This window comes from Streptomyces sp. NBC_00358 (genome assembly GCF_036099295.1).
Classification (GTDB): Bacteria; Actinomycetota; Actinomycetes; order Streptomycetales; family Streptomycetaceae; genus Streptomyces.
Genome location: NZ_CP107976.1, coordinates 8943892 through 8969143, shown reverse-complemented (window position 1 = coordinate 8969143; position 25252 = coordinate 8943892). Strand labels below are relative to the sequence as shown.

Annotated in this window: 29 protein-coding genes; 10 read left to right on the top strand and 19 right to left on the bottom strand. The window is 68.4% G+C overall.

Annotated features, from left to right (window positions below):
- Nucleotides 1–235: 235 nt before the first annotated feature.
- The 6 genes from OHT01_RS38470 (at nucleotide 236) to OHT01_RS38445 (ending at nucleotide 7303) form a co-directional block, all read left to right on the top strand.
- On the top strand, nucleotides 236–1219 hold the full coding sequence (locus tag OHT01_RS38470; RefSeq protein ID WP_328557745.1) for an ABC transporter permease: 984 nt from the start codon (nucleotides 236–238) through the stop codon (nucleotides 1217–1219).
- A gap of 1 nt (nucleotide 1220) precedes the next feature.
- On the top strand, nucleotides 1221–2171 hold the full coding sequence (locus OHT01_RS38465) for an ABC transporter permease (protein WP_328557744.1): 951 nt from the start codon (nucleotides 1221–1223) through the stop codon (nucleotides 2169–2171).
- Complete coding sequence (locus OHT01_RS38460) at nucleotides 2168–4252, top strand: ABC transporter ATP-binding protein (protein WP_328557743.1); 2085 nt, start codon at nucleotides 2168–2170, stop codon at nucleotides 4250–4252. The genes OHT01_RS38465 and OHT01_RS38460 overlap by 4 nt, the downstream gene beginning before the upstream one ends.
- 110 nt (nucleotides 4253–4362) lie before the next feature.
- Nucleotides 4363–6045, top strand: a complete 1683-nt coding sequence (locus tag OHT01_RS38455) for an ABC transporter family substrate-binding protein (protein ID WP_328557742.1) — start codon at nucleotides 4363–4365, stop codon at nucleotides 6043–6045.
- Between the two features lie 308 nt (nucleotides 6046–6353).
- Nucleotides 6354–6941 carry a DUF2231 domain-containing protein gene (locus OHT01_RS38450; protein ID WP_328557741.1) on the top strand — a complete coding sequence of 196 codons (588 nt, stop codon included), beginning with the start codon at nucleotides 6354–6356 and terminating at the stop codon, nucleotides 6939–6941.
- 206 nt (nucleotides 6942–7147) lie between these two features.
- The gene (locus tag OHT01_RS38445; RefSeq protein ID WP_328557740.1) at nucleotides 7148–7303 is read left to right on the top strand and encodes a hypothetical protein; all 156 of its coding nucleotides are present in this window, start codon (nucleotides 7148–7150) and stop codon (nucleotides 7301–7303) included.
- 252 nt (nucleotides 7304–7555) lie between these two features.
- Here OHT01_RS38445 and OHT01_RS38440 read toward each other — a convergent pair whose 3' ends face one another.
- Nucleotides 7556–8350, bottom strand: coding sequence for a SigB/SigF/SigG family RNA polymerase sigma factor (locus OHT01_RS38440; protein WP_328557739.1), 795 nt, complete (start codon nucleotides 8348–8350; stop codon nucleotides 7556–7558).
- A gap of 381 nt (nucleotides 8351–8731) precedes the next feature.
- On the bottom strand, nucleotides 8732–9163 hold the full coding sequence (locus OHT01_RS38435) for a GNAT family N-acetyltransferase (protein WP_328557738.1): 432 nt from the start codon (nucleotides 9161–9163) through the stop codon (nucleotides 8732–8734).
- 291 nt (nucleotides 9164–9454) lie between these two features.
- Between OHT01_RS38435 and OHT01_RS38430 the strand changes: the two genes are divergently transcribed.
- From OHT01_RS38430 to OHT01_RS38415, 4 genes are all read left to right on the top strand, one after another.
- Complete coding sequence (locus tag OHT01_RS38430) at nucleotides 9455–10264, top strand: alpha/beta fold hydrolase (RefSeq protein WP_328557737.1); 810 nt, start codon at nucleotides 9455–9457, stop codon at nucleotides 10262–10264.
- A complete protein-coding gene (locus OHT01_RS38425) occupies nucleotides 10264–11529 on the top strand; it encodes a PP2C family protein-serine/threonine phosphatase (RefSeq protein WP_405918168.1) in 1266 nt (421 codons plus the stop codon). Before OHT01_RS38430 ends, OHT01_RS38425 begins: the two co-directional genes overlap by 1 nt.
- On the top strand, nucleotides 11526–11894 hold the full coding sequence (locus tag OHT01_RS38420; protein WP_328557735.1) for an STAS domain-containing protein: 369 nt from the start codon (nucleotides 11526–11528) through the stop codon (nucleotides 11892–11894). The genes OHT01_RS38425 and OHT01_RS38420 overlap by 4 nt, the downstream gene beginning before the upstream one ends.
- A 96-nt stretch (nucleotides 11895–11990) precedes the next feature.
- Nucleotides 11991–12452, top strand: coding sequence for an ATP-binding protein (locus tag OHT01_RS38415; RefSeq protein ID WP_328557734.1), 462 nt, complete (start codon nucleotides 11991–11993; stop codon nucleotides 12450–12452).
- Between the two features lie 92 nt (nucleotides 12453–12544).
- Here the strand turns inward: OHT01_RS38415 and OHT01_RS38410 are convergent, their stop codons facing one another.
- The 17 genes from OHT01_RS38410 to OHT01_RS38330 form a co-directional block, all read right to left on the bottom strand.
- Nucleotides 12545–12823, bottom strand: a complete 279-nt coding sequence (locus tag OHT01_RS38410) for a gas vesicle protein K (protein ID WP_328557733.1) — start codon at nucleotides 12821–12823, stop codon at nucleotides 12545–12547.
- A complete protein-coding gene (locus tag OHT01_RS38405; RefSeq protein ID WP_328557732.1) occupies nucleotides 12820–13047 on the bottom strand; it encodes a gas vesicle protein in 228 nt (75 codons plus the stop codon). The genes OHT01_RS38410 and OHT01_RS38405 overlap by 4 nt, the downstream gene beginning before the upstream one ends.
- A 4-nt stretch (nucleotides 13048–13051) precedes the next feature.
- Nucleotides 13052–13867, bottom strand: a complete 816-nt coding sequence (locus tag OHT01_RS38400; protein ID WP_328557731.1) for a GvpL/GvpF family gas vesicle protein — start codon at nucleotides 13865–13867, stop codon at nucleotides 13052–13054.
- 54 nt (nucleotides 13868–13921) lie between these two features.
- A complete protein-coding gene (locus tag OHT01_RS38395; protein WP_328557730.1) occupies nucleotides 13922–14272 on the bottom strand; it encodes a gas vesicle protein in 351 nt (116 codons plus the stop codon).
- Entirely contained in the window at nucleotides 14265–15377 is a 1113-nt protein-coding gene (locus tag OHT01_RS38390; RefSeq protein WP_328557729.1) for an SRPBCC family protein, read from the bottom strand. Before OHT01_RS38390 ends, OHT01_RS38395 begins: the two co-directional genes overlap by 8 nt.
- Before the next feature lie 6 nt (nucleotides 15378–15383).
- On the bottom strand, nucleotides 15384–16340 hold the full coding sequence (locus OHT01_RS38385; RefSeq protein ID WP_328558413.1) for a histone protein: 957 nt from the start codon (nucleotides 16338–16340) through the stop codon (nucleotides 15384–15386).
- A 13-nt stretch (nucleotides 16341–16353) separates the two neighbouring features.
- The gene (locus OHT01_RS38380) at nucleotides 16354–16602 is read right to left on the bottom strand and encodes a gas vesicle protein GvpG (protein WP_328557728.1); all 249 of its coding nucleotides are present in this window, start codon (nucleotides 16600–16602) and stop codon (nucleotides 16354–16356) included.
- 1 nt (nucleotide 16603) lies between these two features.
- Nucleotides 16604–17353: a GvpL/GvpF family gas vesicle protein gene (locus OHT01_RS38375; protein WP_328557727.1), complete on the bottom strand. Its 750-nt coding sequence runs from the start codon at nucleotides 17351–17353 to the stop codon at nucleotides 16604–16606.
- Nucleotides 17354–17356: 3 nt separating this feature from the next.
- On the bottom strand, nucleotides 17357–17827 hold the full coding sequence (gene gvpJ / locus OHT01_RS38370; RefSeq protein ID WP_328557726.1) for a gas vesicle protein GvpJ: 471 nt from the start codon (nucleotides 17825–17827) through the stop codon (nucleotides 17357–17359).
- Between the two features lie 40 nt (nucleotides 17828–17867).
- Nucleotides 17868–18188, bottom strand: a complete 321-nt coding sequence (gvpO, locus tag OHT01_RS38365) for a gas vesicle protein GvpO (protein WP_328557725.1) — start codon at nucleotides 18186–18188, stop codon at nucleotides 17868–17870.
- A 302-nt stretch (nucleotides 18189–18490) separates the two neighbouring features.
- The gene (locus tag OHT01_RS38360; protein WP_328557724.1) at nucleotides 18491–18967 is read right to left on the bottom strand and encodes a GNAT family N-acetyltransferase; all 477 of its coding nucleotides are present in this window, start codon (nucleotides 18965–18967) and stop codon (nucleotides 18491–18493) included.
- 206 nt (nucleotides 18968–19173) lie between these two features.
- Nucleotides 19174–19689: a putative immunity protein gene (locus tag OHT01_RS38355; RefSeq protein WP_328557723.1), complete on the bottom strand. Its 516-nt coding sequence runs from the start codon at nucleotides 19687–19689 to the stop codon at nucleotides 19174–19176.
- 48 nt (nucleotides 19690–19737) lie between these two features.
- A complete protein-coding gene (locus OHT01_RS38350; protein ID WP_328557722.1) occupies nucleotides 19738–19956 on the bottom strand; it encodes a hypothetical protein in 219 nt (72 codons plus the stop codon).
- A 192-nt stretch (nucleotides 19957–20148) separates the two neighbouring features.
- Nucleotides 20149–20664 carry an AMIN-like domain-containing (lipo)protein gene (locus tag OHT01_RS38345; protein ID WP_328557721.1) on the bottom strand — a complete coding sequence of 172 codons (516 nt, stop codon included), beginning with the start codon at nucleotides 20662–20664 and terminating at the stop codon, nucleotides 20149–20151.
- Nucleotides 20665–20931: 267 nt separating this feature from the next.
- On the bottom strand, nucleotides 20932–21285 hold the full coding sequence (locus tag OHT01_RS38340) for a hypothetical protein (RefSeq protein WP_328557720.1): 354 nt from the start codon (nucleotides 21283–21285) through the stop codon (nucleotides 20932–20934).
- A 136-nt stretch (nucleotides 21286–21421) separates the two neighbouring features.
- Complete coding sequence (locus tag OHT01_RS38335) at nucleotides 21422–21748, bottom strand: hypothetical protein (RefSeq protein WP_328557719.1); 327 nt, start codon at nucleotides 21746–21748, stop codon at nucleotides 21422–21424.
- A 253-nt stretch (nucleotides 21749–22001) separates the two neighbouring features.
- Entirely contained in the window at nucleotides 22002–25208 is a 3207-nt protein-coding gene (locus tag OHT01_RS38330) for a TIM-barrel domain-containing protein (RefSeq protein ID WP_328558412.1), read from the bottom strand.
- Between the last annotated feature and the right edge of the window lie 44 nt (nucleotides 25209–25252).

Below are 25252 nucleotides of genomic sequence, written 5' to 3'. Positions count from 1 at the left end.
CCAAGATCATCCGAATTGCGCCGTATTCCGGATTGTCTGCTACGGCAACATGTCGGCCTCATGGCGGGGCCGGCGAAAACCTGGTGCCCGCCACGGAGTGCGGACCAAGCTGACGCCCGCTCCTTCGTTCGTGGCTTCTTCCGTCTCCGCAGAAAGTTCCACCGCGCATGCATTCGTCTGGTCTCTCCCGCGCTCCCCGGGCGCACCTCTCCTGTGTGCTGAGGAGGTGCCGCACATGGTGCGCTATGTGACGCGCAAGACGGCCGGGTGGCTTCTGATGATCGTGGTGGCGACCAACGCCACGTACTTCCTGGCCAGTTGGTTTCTGGACCCGCGGTCGAACTTCAAGGAGCTGCGGCCCGTCCGCAGCGAGGTCCAGATCGACCGGGCCCTGGCGCCGTACAACCTGGACCCGCGGGTACCGTTGGCGCGCCGATGGTGGGACTGGTTCACCTCGGTGGCCGTCCACTTCGACTGGGGGAAGTCCCCCACCGGCGTCTCCGTCAACGGAGAAGTGGGCTACCGGTCCCTCATCAGCGCGGAGTTGGTCGTCATCGCGACCGTCCTGTCCGTCGTGATCGGCGTCGCGCTGGGTGTCTACACCGCCGCACGGCAGTACGGCTGGGCCGACCGGTTCTCGCAGGCCGTGTCCATCGCGGTGTTCAACGTCCCGACATCCGTCGCCGCGCTCGCGGTGGTCTTCGTCGCCATCTGGCTGAACCAGCACGCCGGACTGCACTTCCTGTACGTGGCCGGGGAGAACTCACCCAACGTCGAGGGGCTGCTCCCGACGATCGGCGACCGTCTCCTGCACCTGATCCTGCCGACCCTGACGCTGACGCTGATGGGTTACGTGGGCTACCACCTGACGCAGCGTTCGCTTCTGCTCGACACGATCAACGCCGACTTCGTGCGCACCGCCCAGGCCACCGGGCTCACCCGCGGCCAGGCGATCCGCAGACACGCCCTGAGGGCCGCGCTCATCCCGACGGCGGCCTCCGTGGCGTTCAGCGTCCCGGCCATCTTCACCGGCGCCGTCATCACCGAGACCGTCTTCGGCTGGAACGGCATGGGCCGCTACTTCATCCAGACCATCAGCAAGAACGACGTGCACGGAACCGTCGCGACGGCCGCCTTCGCCGCGGCCCTGACCGCGGTCGGCGCGATCCTCGCGGACATCGCCACGGTGTTCCTCGACCCGCGAGTGAGGGTGAACTGACGTGGCCACCGATGCGACGACCGACGCCGCGTCCCGTAGTACGGCGGAGCGGGTTCCCGAAGCGGCTCGCACCACGCGCCGGCAGGCGGACCTCGGCCTCGGCCGACTCTATCTGCGGCGCTTCCTGCGCAACCGGCTCGCCGTCGCCGGTGTGGCGATCTTCGTGCTGCTGGTGCTGTTCGGAGCCTTGGGCGGTCTGTTCACCTCCTACGCGTACACCGACGCCGACTTCACCGCGCTCACCCAACCACCCAGCTCCCTCCACTGGTTCGGCACCAACCAGGGCGGCAACGACATCTACGCCTGTGCCGTGCACGGCCTCCGGCGCTCCCTGGCGATCGCCGTGAGCGTGTCCGTCCTGACGGTCGTCGTCGCCGCGATCGTCGGCTCCGGCGCCGCGTACTTCGGAGGCCGGGTCGAGAGAGTGGTCCTCGCCGTCATCCACTTCCTGCTGATCGTCCCCTCGTTCCTCATCCTCGCCCTGGTCTCCCACCGCCTGGCCGGCGACTGGCGCGTCCTCATCGTGGTGCTGACCGTGTTCGGCTGGATGTCGACCGCGCGGGTGATCTGGTCCGTGTCGACCTCACTGCGCGAACGGGACTACGTGACGGCGGCCGAGTTCATGGGTGTCAGCCCGTCGCGGATCATCCTCCGTCACATCATCCCCAACCTCGGCTCCCTGCTCATCGTCAATCTGACGCTCGGTGTCGTCGCGACCGTGCTCAGCGAGACCGCCCTCTCGTTCCTCGGGTTCGGCGTCCAGACTCCGGACGTCTCCCTGGGCACGATGCTCGCGGACGGGGCGAGCACGGTCACGAGCGCGCCCTGGCTCTTCGCCTTCCCCGCGGGACTCGTCGTCCTGCTCACCGTGTCGATGACCTTCATCGGCGACGGACTGCGCGATGCCCTGGACCCCACGTCGGTGACCGGCTCGGCGGGAGGCCGACGATGACGCTCGCGTCCCCGCTGCTCGACCCGGTACCCCCCACCGGCGCCGCCCCCGTGCTCTCCGTGCGGGACCTGCGGATCTCCTTCCCCTCCGAGGCCGGAACCGTCGAGGCGGTACGCGGCGTGAGCTTCGACCTGCTGCCCGGCCGGACCCTCGGGATCGTCGGCGAATCCGGCTCGGGCAAGTCGGCCACCGCGATGGGGATCATGGGCCTGCTGCCCCCCTCCGCTTCCCTGCGCGGCCAGGTGCTGCTCGGCGGGCGAGACCTGGTCGGCCTCGGTGACCAAGCGCTCTCGGCGGTGCGGGGCAAGTCCATCGGCATGGTCTTCCAGGACCCGCTGTCCGCGCTCACGCCGATCTTCTCCGTGGGCAGACTGCTCTCCGACGCCCTGCGGGTCCACCAGGACCTGACCAAGCGGGCCGCCTGGGAGCAGGCCGTCGAACTGCTCGATCTCGTCGGCATCCCCGACCCCCCCAACCGGGCCACGTCCTTCCCCCACGAGTTCTCCGGCGGCATGCGCCAGCGCGTGGTGATCGCGATGGCGATCGCCAACAGACCGTCCGTGCTCGTGGCCGACGAGCCCACCACCGCCCTCGACGTCACCGTGCAGGCGCAGATCCTCGACGTGCTGCGACTGGCCCAGGAGGAGACCGGCGCCGGCCTCGTCCTCATCACTCACGACCTCGGGGTCGTCGCCGGCCACGCGGACGACGTCGCCGTCATGTACGCGGGCCGCTTCGTGGAACACGCGGGCGTCGGGGAACTCTTCCGCCGGCCGACGATGCCGTACACCGCGCGGCTGCTCGCCGCCGTGCCGACCGTGGACGGCGGGGCCCGCAAGCCCCTGGTCCCGATCGGCGGGGAACCGCCCGCCCTGGTGGGCCTCCCCCACGGCTGCCCCTTCGCGAGCCGCTGCGCCGTCGCCCTCGACGCGTGCCGTTCCGACGAACCGGAGCTGCGCCACGTCACCGGGCACGGGCACGTGGCGTGCCTGCGCGCCACAGAGATCGCCGACGGATCCCTCGACCCCCGGGGCGACGTCGTACAGGCCGATGAGCCGGCTGCTTCCGACCGTGCCGAGGCCGGCCGGATCGTGCTCCGCGTCGAAGAGCTCGTCAAGACCTTCCCGGTCACCAGGGGTGCCCTCCTCAAGCGCCGGGTCGGCACCCTGCACGCCGTCAACCGGGTCAGCTTCGAGCTGCGCGCCGGGGAGACCCTGGGCCTGGTGGGCGAGTCAGGCAGCGGCAAGACCACCACACTCATGGAGATCCTCCGGCTCAGGCGGCCCGAAGGCGGCCGGATCGAGATCGCCGGGACCGATGTGGGAACGGTCGGTTCCGCCGCGCGCGTACGGGAGTTGCGGCAGGACGTACAGATGGTCATGCAGGACCCGCTGGGGGCCCTGGACCCGCGGCTGCCCGTCTTCCAACTGCTCGCCGAACCCCTGCGGGCCATCGGGCGGGACCGCGCGTCGATCCGCTCCCGTGTCCACGAACTGCTGGCCCTGGTCGGTCTGGACGACTCGGTGACCGACCGCTTCCCGGTCGCCCTCTCCGGCGGTCAGCGCCAACGGATCGGCATCGCCCGCGCCTTGGCGACAGAGCCGAAACTGCTCGCCCTCGACGAGCCGCTCTCCGCCCTGGACGTGTCGGTACAGGCAGGCGTGATCAACCTGCTGGCACGGCTCAAGCGTGAACTCGGGCTCGCCTACCTCGTGGTCGCCCACGACCTGGCCGTGGTCCGGTACATCTCCGACCACATCGCGGTGATGTACCTGGGGCACATCATCGAGACCGGGGAGACCGAGACGATCTTCTCCGATCCGAAGCACCCCTACACCCGGGCACTGCTGTCGGCGATCCCGGTACCCGACCCGCTGCGGGAACGCACCCGCGAACGCGTCGTGCTGGAGGGCGAGCAGCCGAACGCCACCCGACTGTCCGCGGGGTGCGTCTTCGTCGACCGCTGCCCGCTGTACCGCCTCTCCGACGACAGTGTGCGCCACCGCTGTCGAGAGGAACGCCCGGCGCCGACTGCCGTATCCGGGCAGCCCGGCCATCAGTACGCCTGCCACGGCGTCTGAGCGCCCGCGCCCTGGCGAGACAGGACCACCAGCATTCCCGGACCCGGCCCCACCGTCGGCCACCGGGTTCCCGTCCGCATCCTCCACCGACCCAGAAGGAACCACCCCCCATGCGCACAAGACTGGCCCTGCCCGTCGCTCTCCTCGCCGCCGTCTCCGTCACCGCCACCGCGTGCCAGTCCTCGTCCGGGAAGCACGCCGCGGGCCCGGACGCGAAGGACGCCCCCTCCGCCGCGTCGGCGGCCGCCGACTACAACCCCACGCCGTACGACAAGATCAAGGAGGGCGGCACCTACACCACGGTCGGAACCTTCGACGACCAGGGCAACCCGTTCAACGTCAATGCCACGCTGACCGCCGCCCGCGTATGGGCCTGGTACAACGCCGACGCCATCACCTACTCACCCACCGGCGACGTCCAGTACAACCCGGACTACTACAGCGACGTGAAGGTGTCCGTCGCGGGCGGCCGTCAGAAGGTGACGCTGACGATCAACCCCAAGGCCGTATTCAACGACGGCACACCGATCGACTGGACCGCGATCAAGGCCACCTGGAAGGCCGACAACGGTTCCCAGAAGGCCTACGCCGCCTCGTCCACCGACGGCTACGACCAGATCACCTCCGTCGAGAAGGGCGCGAACGCCAAACAGGCGGTCATCACCTTCAAGGGCGTCAACGCCTCCTGGTCGAGCCTGTTCACCACGTTCCTGCATCCCAAGGCCGCCACGGTCGACAACTTCAACAAGGCGTACGTCAAGAAGGCCCATCCGGAGTGGGGCGCCGGACCGTACACGGTCGGCAAGTGGGACACCCACTCGGGCGACATCACCTTCGTCCGCAACCCGAAGTGGTGGGGCAAGAAGGGCAAGCTCGACAAGCGTGTCTACGTGAACCTGGAATCGACCGCGGCGGTCAACGCCTTCAGGAACGGTCAGCTCGACTACGTCTCGGCCGTCGACGCCGAGAGCCTCAAGCAGGTCAGGGGGCTCAAGGGCACGGAGATCCGCAGCGGCGGAAGCCCCTTCGAGTATTCGCTGTACTTCAACACGAAGTCTCCCGTCCTCGCCGACAGGAACGTTCGCAAGGCCGTCGAGGAGAGCATCGACCGCGCGCAGATCGCGAAGATCGAGTTCCAGGGTCTCGACTACAAGGAGCCGCTGCCCGGGTCGGCCGTGCTGTACAGCTTCCAGAAGGGCTACGAGGACAATGTCGCGGCCGTGCTGAAGTACGCGCCGGACGAGGCCAAGAAGTCACTCGACGCCGCGGGCTGGAAGCCCGGGGGTGACGGTATCCGTGTCAGGAACGGCAAGGAGCTCGAAGTCGGCTACACCCTCCTCGGCGACGATCCGCTGGACAAGGCCACCGCCGGCGCCTTCGCCGCGATGCTGAAGCCGGTCGGCATCCGCCTCGTCATCAAGAAGGCCGACGAAGCGGACTTCTCCAACATCCTCAGCGAGCGCAAGTTCGATCTGTTCCTCTCGGGAAACCGCTCCATGGACCCGTTCGGCGCCCGCTACCTGTGCGACTTCTACTGCTCGGACCGTGACTCCAACATCACCGGCGCGGGTACGCCCGCGCTCGACAAGGAGATCCGCGCCACCACCGGGATCGCCGACCTCGACAAGCAGGCCGCGGCCGCCAACAAGGTCGAACGGAAGGCGCTCCAGGAGTACGCCTTCCTCCCACTGTTCAGCGGCCCCTCGACCTACGGTGTGAAGAAGGGCCTCGCCAACGTCGGCGCGACCATCTTCTACAACCCGCTCCCCGAGACGGTCGGCTGGCAGAAGTAGCACCGGCCGCGGACAGCTCGGCGAGCGGATCGGACGGGGTGGCAGAAGTCGTGCCAGACCTCCAGTAAGTAAGGGACGCCCGGCCGGCACGCTCCTTCCGGCGTGCCGGCCGACGGAAGCGCCTGAGAGCGGGCATGTTCGGCGGTCGCGCCTGAGAGCGGGCAGGGGCGGCTGGAGCTCGTCACGTGCCACAGGACGGTGGAACCTTGCGAACACACCCGGCCGGACTCCACCGTTGGGAGGCAGACCGTTCGGGTGCAGTCGAGGCCACGGTGAGATGGCCGCGTGCCGCCGGGTAGCCGTTGTACATGAACACACACGCCTTCGGCTTCGACACCCCCACTCAGACCAGGAAGACATCCCCCCTGGACTCGGCGTCGACATGGTGGCTGACGACCCTGGACCGCATGGAACGGTCGACGGTCGCGGATCCGGCGATCCGAGCCCTCCAACGGGGAATCCGCTCGATCCCCTTGGGTGAGGTCCGCGAACTGCTGCGCGGCCGGCCGCTGGGCCATCCCGTCCATCCCTTTCTGGTACAGGTACCGATCGGTTGCTGGCTGTCGGCCGCCGTACTGGACATCGTGCCGGGAGCAGGACACGCGCCCACCACCCTCACAGCCGTCGGTCTGGCCGGAGTCGCCCCGGCGGCGCTCGCGGGCTGGGCCGACTGGGCGGACCTGCCGCCCGAGCAAGCGCGGGTCGGACTGGCCCACGCGGTCTCGAACGCGGCCGCGGTGGCGTTCTACGCCGCCTCCCTGACGGCGCGGCTCCGCCGCCACCCGGCGAAGGGCCGACTGTGGTCGCTGGGCGGTTTGGCAGCCGTCGCGGTGAGCGGAGCGCTGGGCGGTCACGTGGCGTACCGGCAGGCCGTAGGCGCGAATCCCGTGGCCTAAGGGCTGTCCGGCCACGCCTCTTCGCCGATCCGGCCTGGTCCTGTGCAACTCCGCGACCAGGCGGACCCGCGCGGCCGTGACGACCACCGCGATGATTCGCCGCACTCGGAGAAGACCCCTGAGCCGCGTTTGCCTCTCGGCAGGACGGGGACCCGTCGCGACGGAGGGGGACGCCCGCAGACGACGTCCCGCCATCGGAGGAAACCATGATCATCCTCGGAGTCATTCTGCTCGTCGTCGGTCTCGTCGCGGGCATCGGAATCCTTTGGACCATCGGAATCATCCTGGTCGCGATCGGAGTCGTGCTGTGGATTCTGGGAGCGGTAGGACGTGAGGTCGGAGGACGACGGCACTACTGGTGACGCCCTCCCCTGTCCGGGTACATGCCTGACCATCAAGGGCACCGATTCGTGACCAGTACGCGAACCTGTCGGCACCTCGCGGTTCTTGCCGTGCCCCTCCGCGCATTCCCCGCCGCCATCAAGGCACTCGGAGTCGGACGGCCGGATCAGGCCGGCCGTCCGTTCACGGGAGGGTTCGGCAGTCGGCCCGCCACAGAAACGCGATCGGCCACCCGCCCGCGGCGGGCCGGCCGATCGCGTTCTGCCACAGCCCTACGAGGCGTCCGCGAGTACTTCCTCACGCAGCGACGCGCAACAGCTGCTGAGCAGGCGCGAGACGTGCATCTGCGAGATGGAGAGCCGCTCCGCGATGCAACTCTGTGTCATGTCGCAGAAGAACCGTAGGTAGAGGATGGTCTGCTCCCGCTCGGGAAGCCTGCGCAGCGCGGGCCTGACGGCTTCGCGGTCGACGACCCTGTCGAAGCCGGCGTCGGGCGCGCCCAGCGTGTCGGCGAGAGTCCGGCCGCCGTCGCCGCCGGGCAGTTCGGCGTCCAGAGAGAGGGCCGCGAAGCTGTCCAGTGCCTCCAGGCCACTGCGGACCTCGTCTTCGGTCAGGTGTGCCTGTTCGGCCATCTCGGCGATCGTGGGCCGGCGGCCCGAGAGCGTCGGCGCCAGTTCCTTCATGGCGACACGCACCCTGTTGCGTCCCTCCTGAACCCGGCGCGGCACATGAAGAGCCCACATGTGGTCACGGAAGTGCCGCTTGATCTCTCCGACGATGGTCGGGACCGCATAGCTCTCGAAGGCGTCGCCCCGGTCCGGGTCGTAACGGTCGACAGACTTCACCAGTCCCAGCGCGGCGACCTGGGTCAGATCCTCGATGCTCTCGCCCCTGCCGCGGTACTTGCCGGCGATGCGCTTCGCCATGGGCAGCCACGCCCGGACGACCTCGTCACGCAGGGCCTGCCGCTCGGGCCCGTCGGCAAGACCGGCCAGGTGGACGAATGCCGCGGCACTGTCGGGGGTGTCATGGCGGATATGTCGCTTCGGGGCGGTCTCGGTGCGCATGGTGATGACAACTCCCTCAAGGGGTTGCTGAATGAGCAGAACACCATGGGGACGAATTCACGGCTGCCGGTGACACACCCGCCTTACGGAGCGAACGCTCCCACGGACGCGCCTCCTGTCCGAAGCACTACTATGGATTTTCCCACAAATTGGCCCGGTAAACCGATTACGGAATAGCATGACGCCAGGAATTCAAGCGATTCTGACGCGTGACAAATGAGAAATTCTGTCGTGCCGCACTTTGCGAAAGCCGTATTCCGTGGCGTGGATGCGCAACAGGATGGTCCGGCATCGACGCGGCGCCGTACCGAGCGCGCCGGTTCTTCGCATCGGGGCCGACCGGCACCAACGCGCCGCCGCGACGGAGTGCCTGGCGACGACTCACTGCTCGCCGAGCGCCATCCACTTCTCCGGCTTTTCGAGCGGTGCGAAACCCACCTCGGCGTAGACAGAGTGGGCATCCGCCGTGGCAAGAAGAATGCGCCGCAGTCCATACGGGGCGAGGTGGTCCCTGACGGCGGCCGTCAGAGCGGTGCCCAGGCCTTCGCCGCGTACGGCGGGAGCGATGTACACGTCGCAGAGCCAAGCGAAGGTGGCCCGGTCGGTGATCACTCGGGCGTAGCCGAACTGAGAACCGGAGGCACGGTCGTAGACACCGAAGTTGAGAGAGCCGGCGATGGCTAGGTCCTGCTTCTCCCGGGAGCGGCCAAGGGCCCAGTACGCGTCCTTCGACAACCACTGATGGATCAGCGCGGGATCGAGACGCTCGGGGTCGGTGGAGATTTCGTAGCCGGCCGGAAGAACCCTGTTCATGTCCGCATCCAAGCAGTCCGAACCCGGGCGGGCCATTGAATTTCAAGCGCCTTCAACCCTTGGAGCGGCCTGCCCGACAACCCGCGGAGCGAAGGCCGACAACGCACGACTGCCGTCCGCCCCGGCGCGTCCTGTCCCTGCCCGCACTCGGGTCCCGTGTCCCGCCGGACCCGAGTGCCCCTGACGTGGTGATCCACACGTCGGTGACACCCCTGCGCGTGATTCACGTGATGCACGGGTCAAGTCGGACTTTCGGCCGGCGCCCCGGGGCGGTCTGCGAGGATGGTCGGCATGGACGTGCGGAGCAGGAACCATGTGACGGTGACCGGCCGAACGGGTGGCCCCGTCGTGATGCTCGCGCACGGATTCGGGTGCGACCAGAACATGTGGCGGCTGGTGGTGCCCCTGCTGGAGCGCGATTTCACGGTGGTGGCCTTCGACCACGTCGGAGCAGGACGCTCGGACCTGGCGTCGTGGAGCGAGCAGCGCTACTCCGCGATCGACGGCTATGCCGAGGACGTGCTGGAGATCTGCCACGAGCTCGAGCTGGGGCCCGTGACGTTCGTAGGACACTCGGTGAGCGCGATGATGGGTGTGGTGGCCGCGGCACAGGATCCCGGCGCGTTCAGTGGTCTACTGCTACTGGCGCCGTCTCCCTGTTTCATCGACGACCCGGCGACCGGTTACCGGGGCGGTTTCAGCGCCGAGGACATAGAAGAGCTCCTGGAGTCGCTGGACGCGAACTATCTGGGCTGGTCACGTGCCATGGCGCCGGTCATCACGGGCAATCCCGATCGTCCGGAACTGGGTGAGGAACTGACCAACAGCTTCTGCCGGACCGACCCGGACATCGCCCGGGTCTTCGCCCGGGTGACGTTCTTGTCCGACAACCGCGAAGCACTTGTCCATGTACGGGTTCCGACCCTGGTGGCGCAGTGCTCCAAGGACGCGATCGCACCGCCGGAAGTGGGGGCCTTCGTGCAGACGCAGATTCCCGACAGCAGGCTGATCACGCTGAATGCCACCGGGCACTGCCCGCAGCTCGCCGCCCCCGAGGAGACCGCTGCCGCGATCGCGGCCTTCGCCGCGGCAGGCCGTTGATGGGCAGAACCGACGGCCACGGGAAGAGCGACCGTTCTCCCCCGGGGTGCCGGCCGGGTGACGACCAGGCCATGTTCTCCGCACTGCTGGAGGACAGCGCGGAGGACCTGTACGAACACGCGCCGTGCGGCTACCTCTCCACGACGCTGGACGGCCGCATCGCGAAGATCAACCACACTCTGCTGCAGTGGCTCGGCTACGAGAGCAGCGATCTGGTGGGCCGCCGGGACTTCTCCGATCTGCTGACCGTCGGCGGCCGGCTCTACCACGAGACCCACTTCGGCCCGCTGCTGCGCCTGCAGGGCGAGGTCAGCGGCATCGCCCTGGAACTCAAGACGGCCGATGGAGGCCGACTGCCGGTTCTGGTGACCTCGGTCATTCGCACGGGCAGTGACGGACAGCCGCTGCTGATCCGCACCACCGTCTTCGACGCCCGGGACCGGCGTACGTACGAGACCGAGCTCCTGCGCGCCCGTCAGGAATCGGACCGCGAACGTGAACGCCTGAAGCGACTGAACGCGACACTCCAGAAAACACTGCTGCCCCCCACCCTGGTGGACGTGCCCGGACTGGACGTCGCCGCCTACTACCACGTCGCTTCCGTCGACGAGGTCGGCGGCGACTTCTACGACTTGTTCCCCCTCGCCTCCGGCACCTGGGGATTCTTCCTGGGCGACGTCTGCGGCAAGGGCGCTCCCGCCGCGGCCGTCACCTCCCTCGCGCGCTACACACTGCGCGCCGCCGCCGTGTACGACCCCGAGCCCGCGGCGGTGCTCGCCAACCTCAACACCGTCCTGAATCACGAGTACAACGGCCAGGACCCGCGGTTCTGCACCGTCATCTTCGGCCTGCTCACCCCGGACGGAGACCAGGGTGGCTTCCAGGTCACCCTGGCCAGCGGCGGCCACCCCCCGGCCCTGCTGATGCGTTCCGACGGCCATGCCGACTTCCTGCCGACCCCCGGCGGCCAGCTCATCGGCGTCCTGCCCGACGCCGACATCGCCACCACCAGCGTCCGCCTCGACCCCGGTGACACCCTGTTCCTGCACACGGACGGGCTCACCGAAGCCCACTCCGTCGGCGCCGAGGGCCGCTACGGCGACGAGGCCCTGCTGGAGTTCGCCCAGGAGCTGGCACCGACCACCGCCCGCGACGCCGTTGCCGCGATCCGGGACCTCCTCGACACCTTCGGCACCGGCGTGGACGACGACACCGCAGTCCTGGCCTTCAACGTGCCCCGACACAGCAGTGAAGAGCAGATGTGACCACCCGACTGACCGTCCACACCCGCACCACCCCGGCCGGACCGGTGATCGAGCTGATCGGTGCCTTGGACCATCACAGCACGCCAGACGTCCGAACACTGCTCCCTCGTCTCCCCCTCTCCTCCGGCCAGCAACTCGTCCTGGACCTGGCCCGGCTCACTTTCTGCGATTCGTCCGGCATCACCGTTCTCCTCGCCGCCCGCAACCACGCGCTCGCAGCCGACGCGTCCGTCGTTCTGGTCGCGGTGCCGGACAGCGTCAGCCGGACCTTCCGCATGGTCGGTCTGGAACAGGTCTTCTCCATCCAGCCCACCTCGCAGGCGGCCGCGGCGGCGTGGACTCGGCGACGGTCCGCTCCCGAATAGACGCGGGCCGACGCCGAAGCCCCCGTGCGAAGGAAGCCGCATCTTCTCCACCACCCTGGGTACATGTGTGGACAAGAGGAACGAAGGTGACCAAATATGGAGTCGTCCGGCAGGGATCGCGCGGGGCCGCTGACCACTCGCCCCATAGCCACCGCTGTCCCCTTGACCGGCGGCAACTCCTGCATCGCCGAAGCACGCCACCTCGCGGCGGACTTCCTCACCCGTGTCCAGGCAGATCAGAACGTCGTCATCTCCGCCCGCGTGATGTACCTGACCCAGTTGGTGGTCAGTGAACTGGTCACCAACGCGCGCAAATACGCCCCCGGGCCCATACTCCTGGAATTGCGCATCGCGGGGGCCGCGGTGGAGGTGACCGTACGAGACAGCCGGCGCACCCGGCCGGTCGCCTGTCCGGTCGATCCCCAGCGAATAGGTCGGCACGGCCTGGAAATCGTCATGGCCGTCACCCGGAAATTCCAGGTCCAGGTGGAACCGTCCGGCAAACGCGTCATCGCGCACATCGCCCTCGCCGACGCCCCGGGGCCCGGGCGGGGCTGATGCCCGCAGAGCCGCCCGGCAGGCCGACCCGAGCCGGTGACCGGACCCACGACCCTCCGGTCGATGACTGATGACAGGCCGCGTGAACACCTTCAGCTTCTGGGCAGAAGGCTTCCGAGCGGGCCGAGGTCGAGATTGAGATCTTCCGGACGCACTCCGTGCTGCTCGCAGAGTTCCGTCATCCGCTGGTCGAGCAACATCAGCGTGGTCCCGATCTCGTCAACCTGGTCATCGCTGAGATCACCCTGCTCAACACGGCGAATCGCCTGGCGCTCCATCAGCTGTCTGAGGAGTTCGACCACGGTGAGCACCAGGGCGACGAGGTCGCGCCCCATCTGTTCGGAGTCCAGGTCCACTCTGGATCCGCTCATAGCGGGCCGCCGTCCGCCCAGGGAGCCGGCACCCGCTCGTTGACGGACGACAGCAGCGCGTGAAGGGACAGCCGGACCAGCGGAACGTCGGCGATCGCGATGACCAGATCCCCGCTGATCACCACGCCGGTTGCCAGAACACGGTCCAGCAGATCGACGAGTGGTACCCCGATGGGACCGTTCAGGGGCCCGGGGGTGTCCCAGGGCACCACGTCGTGCGTCACGGGTTCACACCTCGCCGACGAATGAGTAGGGCACCCACGGCCCGGACAGCTCGATCCGCGCCCCGGTGCGCTCACCCAACGCCCGTGTCAGCAGCGCCAGTTCCTCAGCGCGGTGTTCGGCCACCAGATACGTCGCGTTGAGAACCTGGACCCGGCGCTCCCCGGAAGGAGGCTGGGCGTGCGGCCGCAGCCTGCGGGACGCGGTGGCAAGGCTCCGGACTTCCGTGTCGACCGCCTCCGCGGTCCGCAGGGCCTCGTCCTGGATCTGCTCGCGGCGCTCCTGCGCGCCCCGCTTGCGGTTCAGGTAGGCGAGGCCGGCTCCAGGCCCTGGGCGAGAGCGCTCGGCCGGCACGGCCTGCCGGACCGGCGTCCGCACATCTTCGTCTCGCCGGCAGGGCGGCGCGTAGACCTTCACACCCCATTCCGCGTGGTGAGCGATGCGCTTGAGCGCGGCACGGAACCGATCCCCCTCCTTGGCCAGTGCCTCTCGCGCGCTCTGCGCACCGTGGTAGAGCGTGGCCATCGGCAGGGGGACCGTCGGGCAGCGAGCCGCGACCGCTGCTACGACATCGTGGTGGGCGCGGGCGTACCGTTCGAGTTCCCGCTGGTCGGACAGGCGCGCCTGCCAGACTTCGTCAGTGAAGTCGGCCGCCCGGACCGTCTGGACGATCGCCGTCAGGGCACCCAGCGACAAGGAGCTCACCGGCGCCTCGTCGGTGACTCCCCGCAGCCCGGCGACGGCCGAGAGGTCCGGTTTCCGGCAGACGGCGAACACGTAGATGGCCTGGGCATCCGACAGCTCCGGGCAGCGCTCCGTCATGTACTCGGTCCTCCCTGTTCCTCGCCGACTCGGGACGTGGTTCGTCACGGACGGCTATTTCTCCGCCGTCTCGGATTCGAGCGCCTTCTCCGGTGCCTCGGATTCGAGCGCCTTCAGCCGCTCACGCAACTCACGGTTCTCGTCCTGCAGAGCGCTGCGTGAAGCCCGTGAGCTGAGTGCCGGATCGTTCTCCCACCAGTCGATCCCGGCCTTCTTCGCGGTATCCACGGATGCCACGAACAAGCGGAGCCGAATGGTCAGCAGTTCGATGTCGAGGAGATCGATCTTGATGTCGCCGGCGATCACGATCCCTTTGTCCAGAACGCGTTCGAGGATGTCGGCGAGGTTGGTGGTCTGAGGACCGGAGACGGGGTACGACCCCTGCCGGAAGTCGACGTCACTCACGTCGGCGCCTCTGTCCCCGCCTCTTCTTGGGAGCTTCTTCCTCGTCTTCCGTCTCGTCCTCGTCCTGGTCCTCCGCCCCCTCTTCGTCCTCGTCCTCGTCCTCGTATACGTCCTCCGCCCCCTCTGCGCCCTCGTCCTCCTCGTCCTCGTATTCGTCGTCCTGGTCCTCGTCCTCGTATGCGCCCTCCGCGCCTTCTTCGCCCTCGTCCTCGCCTGCGGAGTCGGCCCCTTCGTCGGCATCGCCGTCGGACTCTTCGCCCTCCGGCTGCTCCTGCTCGGCCTCTTCCTCCTCCACGGCGTCGTCGTGGGAGACGACGACCTCTCCGTCACGGATCTCACCGCGCCAGCCCTCGGGCTCTTCGTTGGTGAGGGTCACGTAGCGCTGGAAGTTCTTGAAGTCGAGCCGCATACGGCGCCCTTGTGCCCGCCAGAGGTTGCCCGTCTTCTCGAAGAACCCCGAGGGGTAGTACTCCACCACCAGGACGATGCGCGTCAGGGTGGGCCCCAGCTCGTGGAAACTCACCGCGCCGCGAGTGGTCCCCTTGGCTCCCTCCGAGGTCCACACGATGCGGTCGTCGGGAATCTGTTCCTGGACGGTCGCTTTGAAGCTTCGCGATGAAGGGCCGACTTTGACCTTCCAGTCGCTCCCTGTCTCATCGCCCTTCGAGACGTCTCGTACACCCTTCGCGAAGCTGCTGAACTTGTCGTACTGCGTCCAGTAGTCGTAGGTGTCCCGGAGCGGCACTCCGACATCGAGAACCTCGATGATGTTCATGACCTTGCCGCCGCTGGCCTTCCGCTTCCCCTTCCCGCCTCCGAAAGCGCTCTTCGCCTTTTCAACGACGTTGTCCTTGACGCCCTTGGCCTTCTCCGACACGAACGCCTTCAGCGGTGAGTCGCCTTGGAGGATGCGGGACCCGATCGCGGGAAGCGAGCCACCGTTCTGGGCCGCGTCAGTGAGCTGTCCGGCCACGTCCGTCAGTTTGTCGCCGGCTTTCTCGGCAAGATTCTCCACCTGCGCGGACACGAACTTGGACAGCTCTTCGCGAAGCCGGTCCACGCCCGACGTTTCCTCGGCCGAGTCGTCCTTTTCCGTCTTGGTCATCGCTGCCTACCTCCGACGATCGGCGCGCTTGGATGCCGCACGCTTGGAAGACGACGTCTTCTTCGCCGCGGTCTTCTTGGCCGGAGCGGTCTTCTTCGCCGCGGTCTTCTTGCTCGGAGCCGCCTTCTTCGCCGCGGTCTTCTTCGCCGGAGCGGTCTTCTTCGCCGCGGTCTTCTTACTCGGAGCCGCCTTCTTCGCCGCGGTCTTCTTCGCCGGAGCGGTCTTCTTCGCCGTCTTGCCGGCCGCCGCCTCCTTGCCTGCCGCGGTCTTCTTGCCGGGCGCCGTCTTCTTCGCAGCCGTCTTGCTGGAGGTGGTCTTCTTCGCCGGCGCAGCCTTCTTGGCCGCCGATCGTGCGGGTGCCCTGCCGGACCGATCCGATCGGGGACCGCGGCGCCTCCGCGGCTTCGCTTCCGGTTCCGGTTCCGGTTCCTCTTCAGGCTCCTCTTCTTCCGGTTCTTCCTCTTCCTCCTCCTCTTCTTCCTCCTCCTCGTATTCGCCTTCCGGCTCTTCCTCTTCGTCCTCCTCCTCGGCCTGGTCCTCGTCGTACTCGGCCTCCGGCTCCTCTTCCTCTTCCTCCTCGTACTCGTCCTCGTACTCCCCGTCCTCGTCCTCGTCCTCCGGGGCGTCCTCCTCCTCGTACTCCTCCCCCTTCTCCAGGAGGCGCGCCGTGCGGTCGCTGAGGGTGCCGGCGAGCGTGCTCAAGGCCCGGTCGGCGGCGGCGGTCATCGCCTTCTGCCCCGCTTCGAGCACTTCGCCCCGCAATTGATCCTGCAACTCGGCGACTTGCGGGATCTCCCCCAGCCTTCGCATCCCTTCCGCGGCGAGCTGACGGGGTTCGAGACCGAATCGCCGGCCCGCCAGGTAGGTCGCGATGGACAAGGCCATCCGGCCCTTCTTGGTACGGCCCAGCACATAGCCGCCCACTACCGCGGCGGCGAGAGCCACCTTTTCCGTGTCCTTCATGATCTCGTCACCTTCAATGTTTCGGCGTGGAGCGGGTCTGTGCGGCATGCAACCTGTCGAGCAGCCGTTCCTCTTCTCGTTCGAACTCCTCCAAGCTGATGTCTCCGTCGTCAAGTTCCCGATTCAGCAAGGCCAGTTGGGCACGGAGCACTCCCGGGTCGTGCAGCTCGCGCTCGGCGGCGTCATTGAGTTTCTCCGCCACCCACACGACGCCGCGGACCGGCGCGATGGGGAGGGTGAGCAGGCCGGTGATGAGTCCCATCTCAGACTCCAATGGCGCGGGTGGGAGTTCCTTCGCCGGAGACGAAGCTGTAACAGGGCAGCGGACCCGTGAGCCGCAGCTCCACACGGTCACGATGCGTACGGCCGAAACGCTCCGCCGTGGTTCGGAAGGCATCGCTGCCGTCGCGATCGACGAGGAACGACGCGTTGAGCACGCATCCTTGGACTTCGGGACCCGGGGCCACCGCGCGGGCCCTGGGCGTGAGCTCGCGCAGAACTCGCCGGCCTGCTTCGGCGGCCCTGCTCTCCAGCGCGGCCGAGACGGCTTCGCCCAGTCGCAGGCTGGCTTCGTATCCGGGCCGTCGACGCACTTCGTCCCGCAGTCGGCGGACGGTCTTGTCCTCCGCCATGAGGCTTGCCAGCGCGTCCTTGGCCGGGAGGGCCTTGACGTTGACCTCGACCCCGCCGGTGAGGTGTTCCAGTGCGGCCACGTGGTCCGCCTCTCGGACCTTCAACTGGCCGCGCACCGCTTCCTCGTCGGACGCGACCATGCCGAATCGCATCGGCAGCACAGACCCCTGCTCCGACAGGCTCAAGAGCAGATCCTGGTGAGCGAGCAGATCTCGGCGTCTGGCGCGGAGGTTGGGTGGAGCCTCACTGACAACCGCGGCGATCCGTCCCTGACGGATCGCCCGCAGCGGGGCGGCCGGGCTGCCCACACCCGTTGCGTCCACCGGCAGCGGGCTTCCCGCGCGGACAATCGCGTAGACGTACACACCATCGCCGGTCACGGCTCACTCCTCCACGGATCGTCGTCGGCTGCTACCGCCCCGGGCCGGAGCACGCCGCTTCCTCGGCCGTTCCTGCTGCTCTTCCTCGTCCTCGTCGTGCTCGTCGGAGTCGTCGTCACGGCCGCCCCCGACCGCCTTGCGAACGGTGTCCCCCACGGTTTCCGCGGCCTTGCGAACCTTGCGTTTGCCTATGGACTTGGCGGCACCGCCGCCGATCAGCTCAGGAACGGTGGTGCTGCCGGAGTCACGCTCCAGGTCAAGCCGGTTGCACGCTTCCGCGAATCGCAGGTACGTGTCGACACTCGCCACCACGATGCGTGCGTCGATCTTGAGGATCTCGATGCCGACCAGGGACACCCGGACGAACACGTCGATCACCATGCCCCGGTCAAGAATGAGTTCGAGCACGTCGTACAACGTGCCGGCGCGCGGTGGGCACGCCACTACCTCGTCGGAGTAGGTGGTCGCAGGCATGGGGAATCCTTCCGGTTGTCGGGCAGACCCGAGTCACTCGTCACTCGTCGGCGGACCCCCGCCGATAGCGGCGGACCCGGCGGTACTCCATGAGTTCGCCGTCCTGGTCGAGCCGCACCTCGTACGAGGCGAGCAGGCTCGTCGTGTCCGGAATCCGCGGCAGCTCAAGAACGTCCACGACGACACACCAGCCGTCTTCCTCACGCCCCACCGCCGATACGCCCTCCGTGGGATGACCGATCAGACCTTCCAGACTCCGGCAGGCAGCACGCGCGGCATCTCCCGCTCCACGCAGGGACGGTGCGCGGCGAGCACTTGTCGTCGAGGATTTCCTGGCGCGCGGCCGACGCTCTTCTGCCATGGATCCAAGTCTGGTGAGAATCCGGTGCGGCGCACCTTGAGTGGACCAGTCGAGCGTTCGTGCCCGGCACGCTGTCACCTACCCGACGCCGGTTCGAACACCGGCGGGATGCCGACGATCGACCGGACCACTCACAGCCCTGCCCCGCGGAGAGCCGTTCCGGCTACCGGGTCACCCCGACCGCGCCTGATCACAGCGTCGTACGACAAAGGGGCCGACCGGAGATGCTCCGGCCGGCCCCTTCGCATGTGTCCCGCGGCAAGCTCCGCGCGCGGCAAGCGAATTGATCAGATGGACATGAGTCAGTCGACCAGAATCAGGAGCACTTCGTCGACTTCCTCGCCTCGTGCGTTGGCGTAGCCCCGATCGTCGCCGTGGACCGCGAACCCGCATTTCTTGAGGACCTGGATCGAAGCGAGGTTGTCCGCGGCCGCGCGGGCGTGCAACGGACGCTCCGTCGCGATACCGAGGATCGCCCGCAGCGCGGCGGTGGCCGCTCCTCTCCCCCAGTACCGCCGCCCGATCCAGTACGTGATCTCGCGTTCCTCGGGCGGTCCGAACACGCCGACATTCCCGATGACCTCGTCGCCGTCGCCGACGACGGTGCGTGCGACGATCGTTGGGTCTTGGCGGATCCTTTCCCAGTGGGCTTGGAACTGCGCCTTGTCCGACGGGTCCTTGGCCGTGAACGCCGCCATCCGGAGCGCTTCGGGGTCGTTCATCTGACCGAAGAACACGGGCAGGTCGGCGTCTCTCACGTCTCGCAGCACTACATTCACCACGGCCTCCTGGCTGGTGATCGTGACCGGTCAGCGGTCTCACTCACCGGCGGTGCCTGTGCTTCCATTCGTGCCGCGACAGTTGCGCCACGCTCGTAGGAGCGATCCTGCACGAACACGGCGCGCAACTGCCACCATCCGGTGGCCTTTTGGCAGGCCGTCGGCAGGACCTCTCTGCTGTGATGAAACGCGCGTCGGCGCTCGGCTCAGCAGTCGAACACCGACCAGCAGATGTCGTTCCGCAATCGCTGGTCGTCGAGTACGAGCTCGCGGATCGCCTCGGGGAGCCGGGCACGCTGCCACTGACACTCCGATCGCCCTGCGGCCTCACCCTCGCCCTCCGGCGCGGCGGCACGTACGGCCTTGATCGCATAGGCGGCGGCACCGAGCTCGTGCGCGGCGACGTGTGCGACCGCCCCGGCCTGACCGGCGGCGTACGCGGCATGCCGTGCCGCACCGCGCAGATCTCTGGCCGCACCCATCGCGTGGCCGCCCGCCGCCCGAGCGTCGGTCATCCTGACCTCGCCCCGCACCCAGGCGCGGGCGTGCTCGATCGCTTGACGCGGCCGTCCGTCCTCGGGCCGGGCCGATTCGAACAGGGGAAGGACGTGCTCCGCGCACAGTGCCGCCCAGAGGGCCAGGAGATGGTGATCCGCATCAGTGAGCGTCCCGCCGCGACGGATCGTCACGAAGCGAGGATCACGGACCTTCGGAAGGATCATGTGTGGGACCGTACGGCACCGCCTCGACGCCTCGGGGATCGGCAGCGGTCAGTGGTCCCACATACCGGGGCCGCCGCCACGCCATTCGATCCAGTCCGCGGCCTTGATGTCGGATGCCTCGATGTCGTCCATCCCGGCTCGGCGCAGGAATTCGGCGATGTCGACCAGGGTGTAGGCCATGCCGATGAACCCGGCAGCGACACGGACTCTGCGGCCGCCGTCCGCGGCAGGCGGGTAGACGACGACCATGGGCTGATGACTGGCCATGTGCTCAGCCTGCGGGCGCTGCCCGGCACGCGCATCCGGAGTGGTCGTACCGTTCGCAGGACGGCTTTCGCGGGACCGGTCGCGGCGGCCGGTCGGCCAGACCGTGGTTCGACGTCCGGTCCGGACGGTTGGACGCTCAGACGGTTCAGCCGCCCCGCAGGGCGGCTGACACGCTTCGGTGGCGTCCGGCACTCACCCGCACGAGTTGGCGTGGTTGATGTCCAGGACCACGCGCTCGGGGCTGTGCAGCTTGTAGACCTTGTACGTGGGCTTGGTCTGGAAGGCGGTTCCGAAGGAGACCACCCCTTCGAAGTCTCCGGTGAAGGCGAGACCCTTCAGCTTGGGCAACTGGATCTTCACCAGTCGCGGACCCAGGTAGACCGAGTTGCCCGCGTTGTCGTGGGCGACAGCGTGAGAGAGCCTCATGTCCAGGAAGTACTTCCCCGCGAGTGGGACCTTCTTCCCGGAAGCCTCGTAGCGAAGTGTCGTGACCGGCTTGACGCTGACGGACGGGGCGGTGCCCCGGACGTCGATGACGACCCGGTCGTAGGTACAGTGCCCGCCCCAGCGGGCGTTGACGATGCGCGCGGGCGGCGTGACCTTGGCGGATGCCTGCGACTGCACGGCCGCGGATGCGGGGACCGTGGCGCCGACGGCGGTGAGAAGGACGCCCGCGACAATGGCTGCACGGGATGGGTGGTGTTGCATGAGGCCCCCAGATGCTCCTGGTGAAGGGGACAGGCGATTTCGCTATATGAGACCTGTACGGGGCCCGAATGGTTGCACGGCCAGGCCTTTCCTGTCCCGCCCTTCGGACGACCCGTTTCCCTGGGAGCCACTCACGGCCTGGACTCCTCGAATCGGCCACTGGCCCGGGGCCGGGTCAGCGGCGGACGGACCGGCACCGGTCGGCCGTCCGGGCCGGCCGGCGCTCACCACCGCGGCTGATCCCGTCCGCACGGGATCGGGACGACCTCACGCGCGCGTGACGGTGACTCCGCCGAGGAGTCCCCAGGCGTCGATGCGGACCGTGGGACCGCCCGACCGGGTCGGGCCGTCGTCCTTCACCCCGCCCAGGCGGATGCCGTGCACCTCCACGACGACGTCAGGGCGGACCTTCAGGCTGACGCCACCGATCAGGCTCAGTTTGGTGATGCGCAGTTCGGCGCCGTCAGGGATGTCGATGTCGGTGAGGTCGACGTCGGCCCCTCCGATGAGGGACGCGGTGAGGGTGCGCTCGTGCAGCGTCTCCCCCTTGAGGCGGTGACCGCCGATCAGGCTCACCTTGACATCGGTCTTCTGCGGATCGGTTCCATCTGACTTCGTCATGTGAAGAAGGTAGGGGCGGCTCGTCCCGTTTCCCCAGTGCCTGGGGTACGCCATTTCGCATGACAGGTGTCACGGGACGCTCTTGAGTGCCGCCCTCGGGGGCTCTGCTCCCCTGCCTCGCCTCGGCCGTGGGACGTCATGTCGAGCAGGGCCGATCGAGCCGGGGCGACGGCCTTGACGGTCGGTCCCGGACGGCGTCGAAACGGCTCACGATCCGTCGGAGTTCGCGGGCGTTCCGAGGTGACATGGCCTGGATGACGGTGTCGAGGAGAGCTCGGGCTTCGAGCGGGTTTCCGCAGCAGTCCCAGTGCACGTCGCCGGACTCGTAGTCGTTCCACAACTGACGCTCGGGGCGGTGGACGTGGTCCCGCCAGAGGCGTACGGCAGCGCTGACGTCTCCCGGCCGGAGATAGTTGCGGCTTCGTTCGAGGCAGATGACCTCGGACGACGCGCTCAGCGACAAGCCGTCGATCTCCGGACCCGCGTCCGGGGTTCGGTGGCGGCGAACTCCGGTCCTGGCACGCCCTGGCCGGCTACGCGGCATGGGCCTTTCGGTTCGTAGTCATGCGGGACATCGTGCCACGATCTCGGGCGGTGTCGAGTGGATTGGCCGGCCGGAGGAGTGTCCGCACGCGCGGACGGCCCTCGAACGGCATCCGTCGGCTGCGGCAGGTTCCGGCGGACCCTGCCGCAGCCGCGGACCTTACGTGTGCCCCCTACTGGAAGGTGACGGTGATCGGGGTGTGCACGCTGTGGCGTGGGAGTGTGATGGTCAGAACCTTCGAGGCGCTGTCCCAGCGGTAGGCGTGCGGTGACAACCGTGTGCCGGTCGCCGAGACCTTGGTGGGTGCCTGGACCCCGAGGAGCGAGATCGTCCACCGGCGGGTCTTCACCTGGCCGGGGAAGGAGCCCCGCACGGGACGGATCGTCACCGTGTGCGTGTGGCGCGGACCGTTCTGCCGGTAGCGGATGGCCGTCGTCGCGCTCCGGTTCTTGTGTCCGGTGGTGCCGTCGTCCTCGTAGAGGCGGAAGGAGCCCGACGAACCGGCGGCGACGGTGAGGGTGACGTCGGTCAGGGGGTTGTGGTCGTTGCCGGACACGTCGTGGGTACGGGTGGGCAGGATGCCGCCCGCCTTGATGAACACCGGCATCGAGTTCAGGTCGGTGGTCACTTCCCGGGTTCCGCCGCCGGTGTAGGTCTCGCCGGTGAAGTAGTCGGTCCACTGGCCGGGCGGGAGCCATACCGAGGTGGTGGCGGAGGTGCCCGGTGTGGTCACGGGGGCGACCAGTAGGTCGGAGCCGTAGAAGTACTCACTGTCGGCGGCCGCGTACGCCTGGGGCTCGTCGGGGTACTCCAGGTAGGTGGGGCGGACGATGGGCAGGCCGGTGCGGTTCGCCTCCTCGGCGAGCGTGTAGGTGTAGGGCACCAGGTTCTCGCGGAGGTTGAGGAACGTGTCGGCGGATCGACGCGCCACGCTGCCGTACTGCCAGGGCAGTCGGTCGCTGTGGTTGCTGTGCAGGCGGTCGACGGGCTGGAAGGCTCCGAACTGGACCCAGCGGGCGTACAGGTCGTCGGGCAGTTTGTGCGTGGTGCGGCTCTGCCCGCCGTCGCTGTACGTCTCCGAACCGGTCAGCCCTGTCGTGTCGTTGTGGCCGCCGATGTCGTGGGTGATGGCCGCCATCCCGGTCGCGGCGGACTCTCCCGGGGTGTAGCCGACCTCCAGCTTCAGCGTGCCCCAGGTCGATGAGGTGTCGCCGGTGAAGTGGACGGTGGAGCGCTTGTCCGCCCACGGCCCGGTCGGCAGTCCCTGCTGGCCGCTGTAGCCGGCCGCCTGCAGCGATCCGTACGCGCGGGAGAGGACGAATCCGCGGCCGAGGGTCTTGGCGGCGGCGGTGGCGTACTGCTGGTTGATCCAGGCGTCGGGGGTCACTCCCGGCGACGACGACTGCGACGCGTCGCAGCACCAGTCGAGCCACCAGAAGTCGTTGCCCTGCTGGTCCATGGTCCGGTGCAGGTCCATGTAGGCCTTGAGCTGGTCCGGGTCACCGAAGTCGAAGGTGTAGCAGTTGTTCCCGACGTCGGCGCCCGAGGCGCAACCGCCCTTCGTGAGCTTGCCCTTGGCCGTGGCCTGCGCCTGGGCGAACTGGGGGTCGGACGCGAGGATGCTGGGGTGCACGTTGAGGGTGTTGTGCAGCCCTTGGGAGGCCGACCAGTCGAAGAAGCCCTTGGGATCGGGGTACTTGGCCGGGTCCATCTCCCAACCGCTCCAATTGTTCACGGCCTTGAAGTCCGTGTCGGTCACCAGGACGTCCAGCGGGGTGCCTTCGGAACGGAACGCGGGGAGGATCGTGTTCTCGTAGTCCGCCGCGGTGCGGTCGATGTACTCCGAGTACCAGACCCCGTAGGCCCATTGGGGCAGCAGTGCCGGCGGTCCGGTCAGCGCCGCCAGATCGCCGAGCCCCTGCTTGTAGTCGTGCCCGTAGCCGAACACGTACCCGTCCTGGTAGGGCGCGCCGCCGTGGCCGGGGCGCGGAACCGCCTTCCCCGTCGTGGTGTCGTACAGCGCCGAGGGCGTGTCGTCGAGCAGGTACCAGCCGTCCTGGTTGAGGAGGCCGGGGGTGGTGGGGACGGAGTTCTCGTTGCCGGTCACACCGTCGAGGCCTCGGCGGTATCCGCCGAGCGCGATGTGCGGCGGGGGCGCGGGCGCGTCGGGGGCGGTCACCGAGAGGGTGTCCGCGTTGATGTGGCAGCTGGCCGTGTCGGGGCAGCCGAGGGTGATGTCGTCCGCGCCCGCTTCGAGGGTGACGGGCAGCGAGGCCGTCTGCCAGTCGTCCCAGCCGTCGGTCGCGGGGAACGACAGGGTGCTGTCGGTGCCGGCGGCGGACACGGTGGCGGTGCGCCGCTGGTGGAGGCCGTCGCCGCCGGTGCCGTTCGCGTAGCGCATCCGCAGGGTGTACACGCCGTGGGCGGGCACGCCGACCACGTGGGCGGTCAGGCTCGTTCCCTGGTGGAGGTCGCCGACGAAGCCGCTGCCGGCGTATCCCTTGTGGTCGGTGGCGTCGACCGCCGTGCCGCCGATGCGGCCGGCTTCCGCCTCGCAGCTCGTGCCGTACGCGCAGTCCGTGATCGCGGTGCTGGAGACGGGCGGGTAGGCCTCGCCGGGTCGCACGAGTGCGAGGCTGTCGATGTTGACGTTGCCGGAGTCCGAGGCCGTCCGTGTCAGGGCGAGCGTGTGGTGGCCCGCGCCGAGGTGGACGCTTGCCGTGGCGAGGTTCCAGGTGTCCCAGTTCGCCGTGGCCGGTAAGGACACCGTCTGCTGAGCGCCGCCGTCCGCGGACAGCGTCAGGGTGCGGGTCCGGGTCTGGCCGTCGCCGCCGCGGGAGTTCGCGTAGCGCAGGTCGAGTTGATACGTCCCGTCGTCTGTGACATCGATGTCAGCGGACGCCGAGCTGCCGGTGCCCGCGAATCCCGCCGCGAATCCGGCCCCGGTGTGGCCGGAGTGGTCGGCGGCGACGGACAGCCCGTCGAGACGCAGGTTCTCGGCCTCGCACAGTGCGCCGAGTGCGCAGGTCAGACGCTGCCAGGGGGCGGCGGTCACGGGGGTCGTTCCGGCCGTCGACCGCACCGAGAGGTTGTGTGCGTCGAACGGCCCGGAGCCGACCTGGTAGCGCAGGCTCATCGCGCTCGTCGTGATGGTGAGCCAGCCGTCGGTCGTCCTGGCGCTGTACGGGGCCGGTGTGAAGCCGTCGCGGCCGATCGCGTTGAACGTCGGATCGTCGGTGAACTTCCCGTCGCCCGCGTATTCGGTCCGGATCAGCGTGGGCGAGAGGACCTCGAAGCGGGCGTCCCCGGCCACGAGGGTCGGGATGCGCTTCCCGTGCGGACCGACGGCCGGCGCCGGACCGGCACCCGTGAGAGCCATGGTGGCGGCCACGGCGAGGGCGGCGGCGACGCTCACCTGCCGCC

Excerpts from the sequence above, each read along its gene's own strand:
- OHT01_RS38340 (WP_328557720.1), bottom strand. The coding sequence starts at position 21,285 with ATGACGAAGTCAGATGGAACCGATCCGCAGAAGACCGATGTCAAGGTG.
- gvpO (WP_328557725.1), bottom strand. The coding sequence starts at position 18,188 with ATGGCAGAAGAGCGTCGGCCGCGCGCCAGGAAATCCTCGACGACAAGT.
- gvpJ (WP_328557726.1), bottom strand. The coding sequence starts at position 17,827 with ATGCCTGCGACCACCTACTCCGACGAGGTAGTGGCGTGCCCACCGCGC.
- OHT01_RS38330 (WP_328558412.1), bottom strand. The coding sequence starts at position 25,208 with ATGGCTCTCACGGGTGCCGGTCCGGCGCCGGCCGTCGGTCCGCACGGG.
- OHT01_RS38440 (WP_328557739.1), bottom strand. The coding sequence starts at position 8,350 with ATGCGCACCGAGACCGCCCCGAAGCGACATATCCGCCATGACACCCCC.
- OHT01_RS38355 (WP_328557723.1), bottom strand. The coding sequence starts at position 19,689 with ATGATCCTTCCGAAGGTCCGTGATCCTCGCTTCGTGACGATCCGTCGC.
- OHT01_RS38430 (WP_328557737.1), top strand. The coding sequence starts at position 9,455 with ATGGACGTGCGGAGCAGGAACCATGTGACGGTGACCGGCCGAACGGGT.
- OHT01_RS38445 (WP_328557740.1), top strand. The coding sequence starts at position 7,148 with ATGATCATCCTCGGAGTCATTCTGCTCGTCGTCGGTCTCGTCGCGGGC.
- OHT01_RS38385 (WP_328558413.1), bottom strand. The coding sequence starts at position 16,340 with ATGAAGGACACGGAAAAGGTGGCTCTCGCCGCCGCGGTAGTGGGCGGC.
- OHT01_RS38460 (WP_328557743.1), top strand. The coding sequence starts at position 2,168 with ATGACGCTCGCGTCCCCGCTGCTCGACCCGGTACCCCCCACCGGCGCC.
- OHT01_RS38455 (WP_328557742.1), top strand. The coding sequence starts at position 4,363 with ATGCGCACAAGACTGGCCCTGCCCGTCGCTCTCCTCGCCGCCGTCTCC.
- OHT01_RS38345 (WP_328557721.1), bottom strand. The coding sequence starts at position 20,664 with ATGCAACACCACCCATCCCGTGCAGCCATTGTCGCGGGCGTCCTTCTC.
- OHT01_RS38450 (WP_328557741.1), top strand. The coding sequence starts at position 6,354 with ATGAACACACACGCCTTCGGCTTCGACACCCCCACTCAGACCAGGAAG.
- OHT01_RS38350 (WP_328557722.1), bottom strand. The coding sequence starts at position 19,956 with ATGGCCAGTCATCAGCCCATGGTCGTCGTCTACCCGCCTGCCGCGGAC.
- OHT01_RS38410 (WP_328557733.1), bottom strand. The coding sequence starts at position 12,823 with ATGAGCGGATCCAGAGTGGACCTGGACTCCGAACAGATGGGGCGCGAC.
- OHT01_RS38400 (WP_328557731.1), bottom strand. The coding sequence starts at position 13,867 with ATGACGGAGCGCTGCCCGGAGCTGTCGGATGCCCAGGCCATCTACGTG.
- OHT01_RS38415 (WP_328557734.1), top strand. The coding sequence starts at position 11,991 with ATGGAGTCGTCCGGCAGGGATCGCGCGGGGCCGCTGACCACTCGCCCC.
- OHT01_RS38390 (WP_328557729.1), bottom strand. The coding sequence starts at position 15,377 with ATGACCAAGACGGAAAAGGACGACTCGGCCGAGGAAACGTCGGGCGTG.
- OHT01_RS38425 (WP_405918168.1), top strand. The coding sequence starts at position 10,264 with ATGGGCAGAACCGACGGCCACGGGAAGAGCGACCGTTCTCCCCCGGGG.
- OHT01_RS38380 (WP_328557728.1), bottom strand. The coding sequence starts at position 16,602 with ATGGGACTCATCACCGGCCTGCTCACCCTCCCCATCGCGCCGGTCCGC.
- OHT01_RS38470 (WP_328557745.1), top strand. The coding sequence starts at position 236 with ATGGTGCGCTATGTGACGCGCAAGACGGCCGGGTGGCTTCTGATGATC.
- OHT01_RS38435 (WP_328557738.1), bottom strand. The coding sequence starts at position 9,163 with ATGAACAGGGTTCTTCCGGCCGGCTACGAAATCTCCACCGACCCCGAG.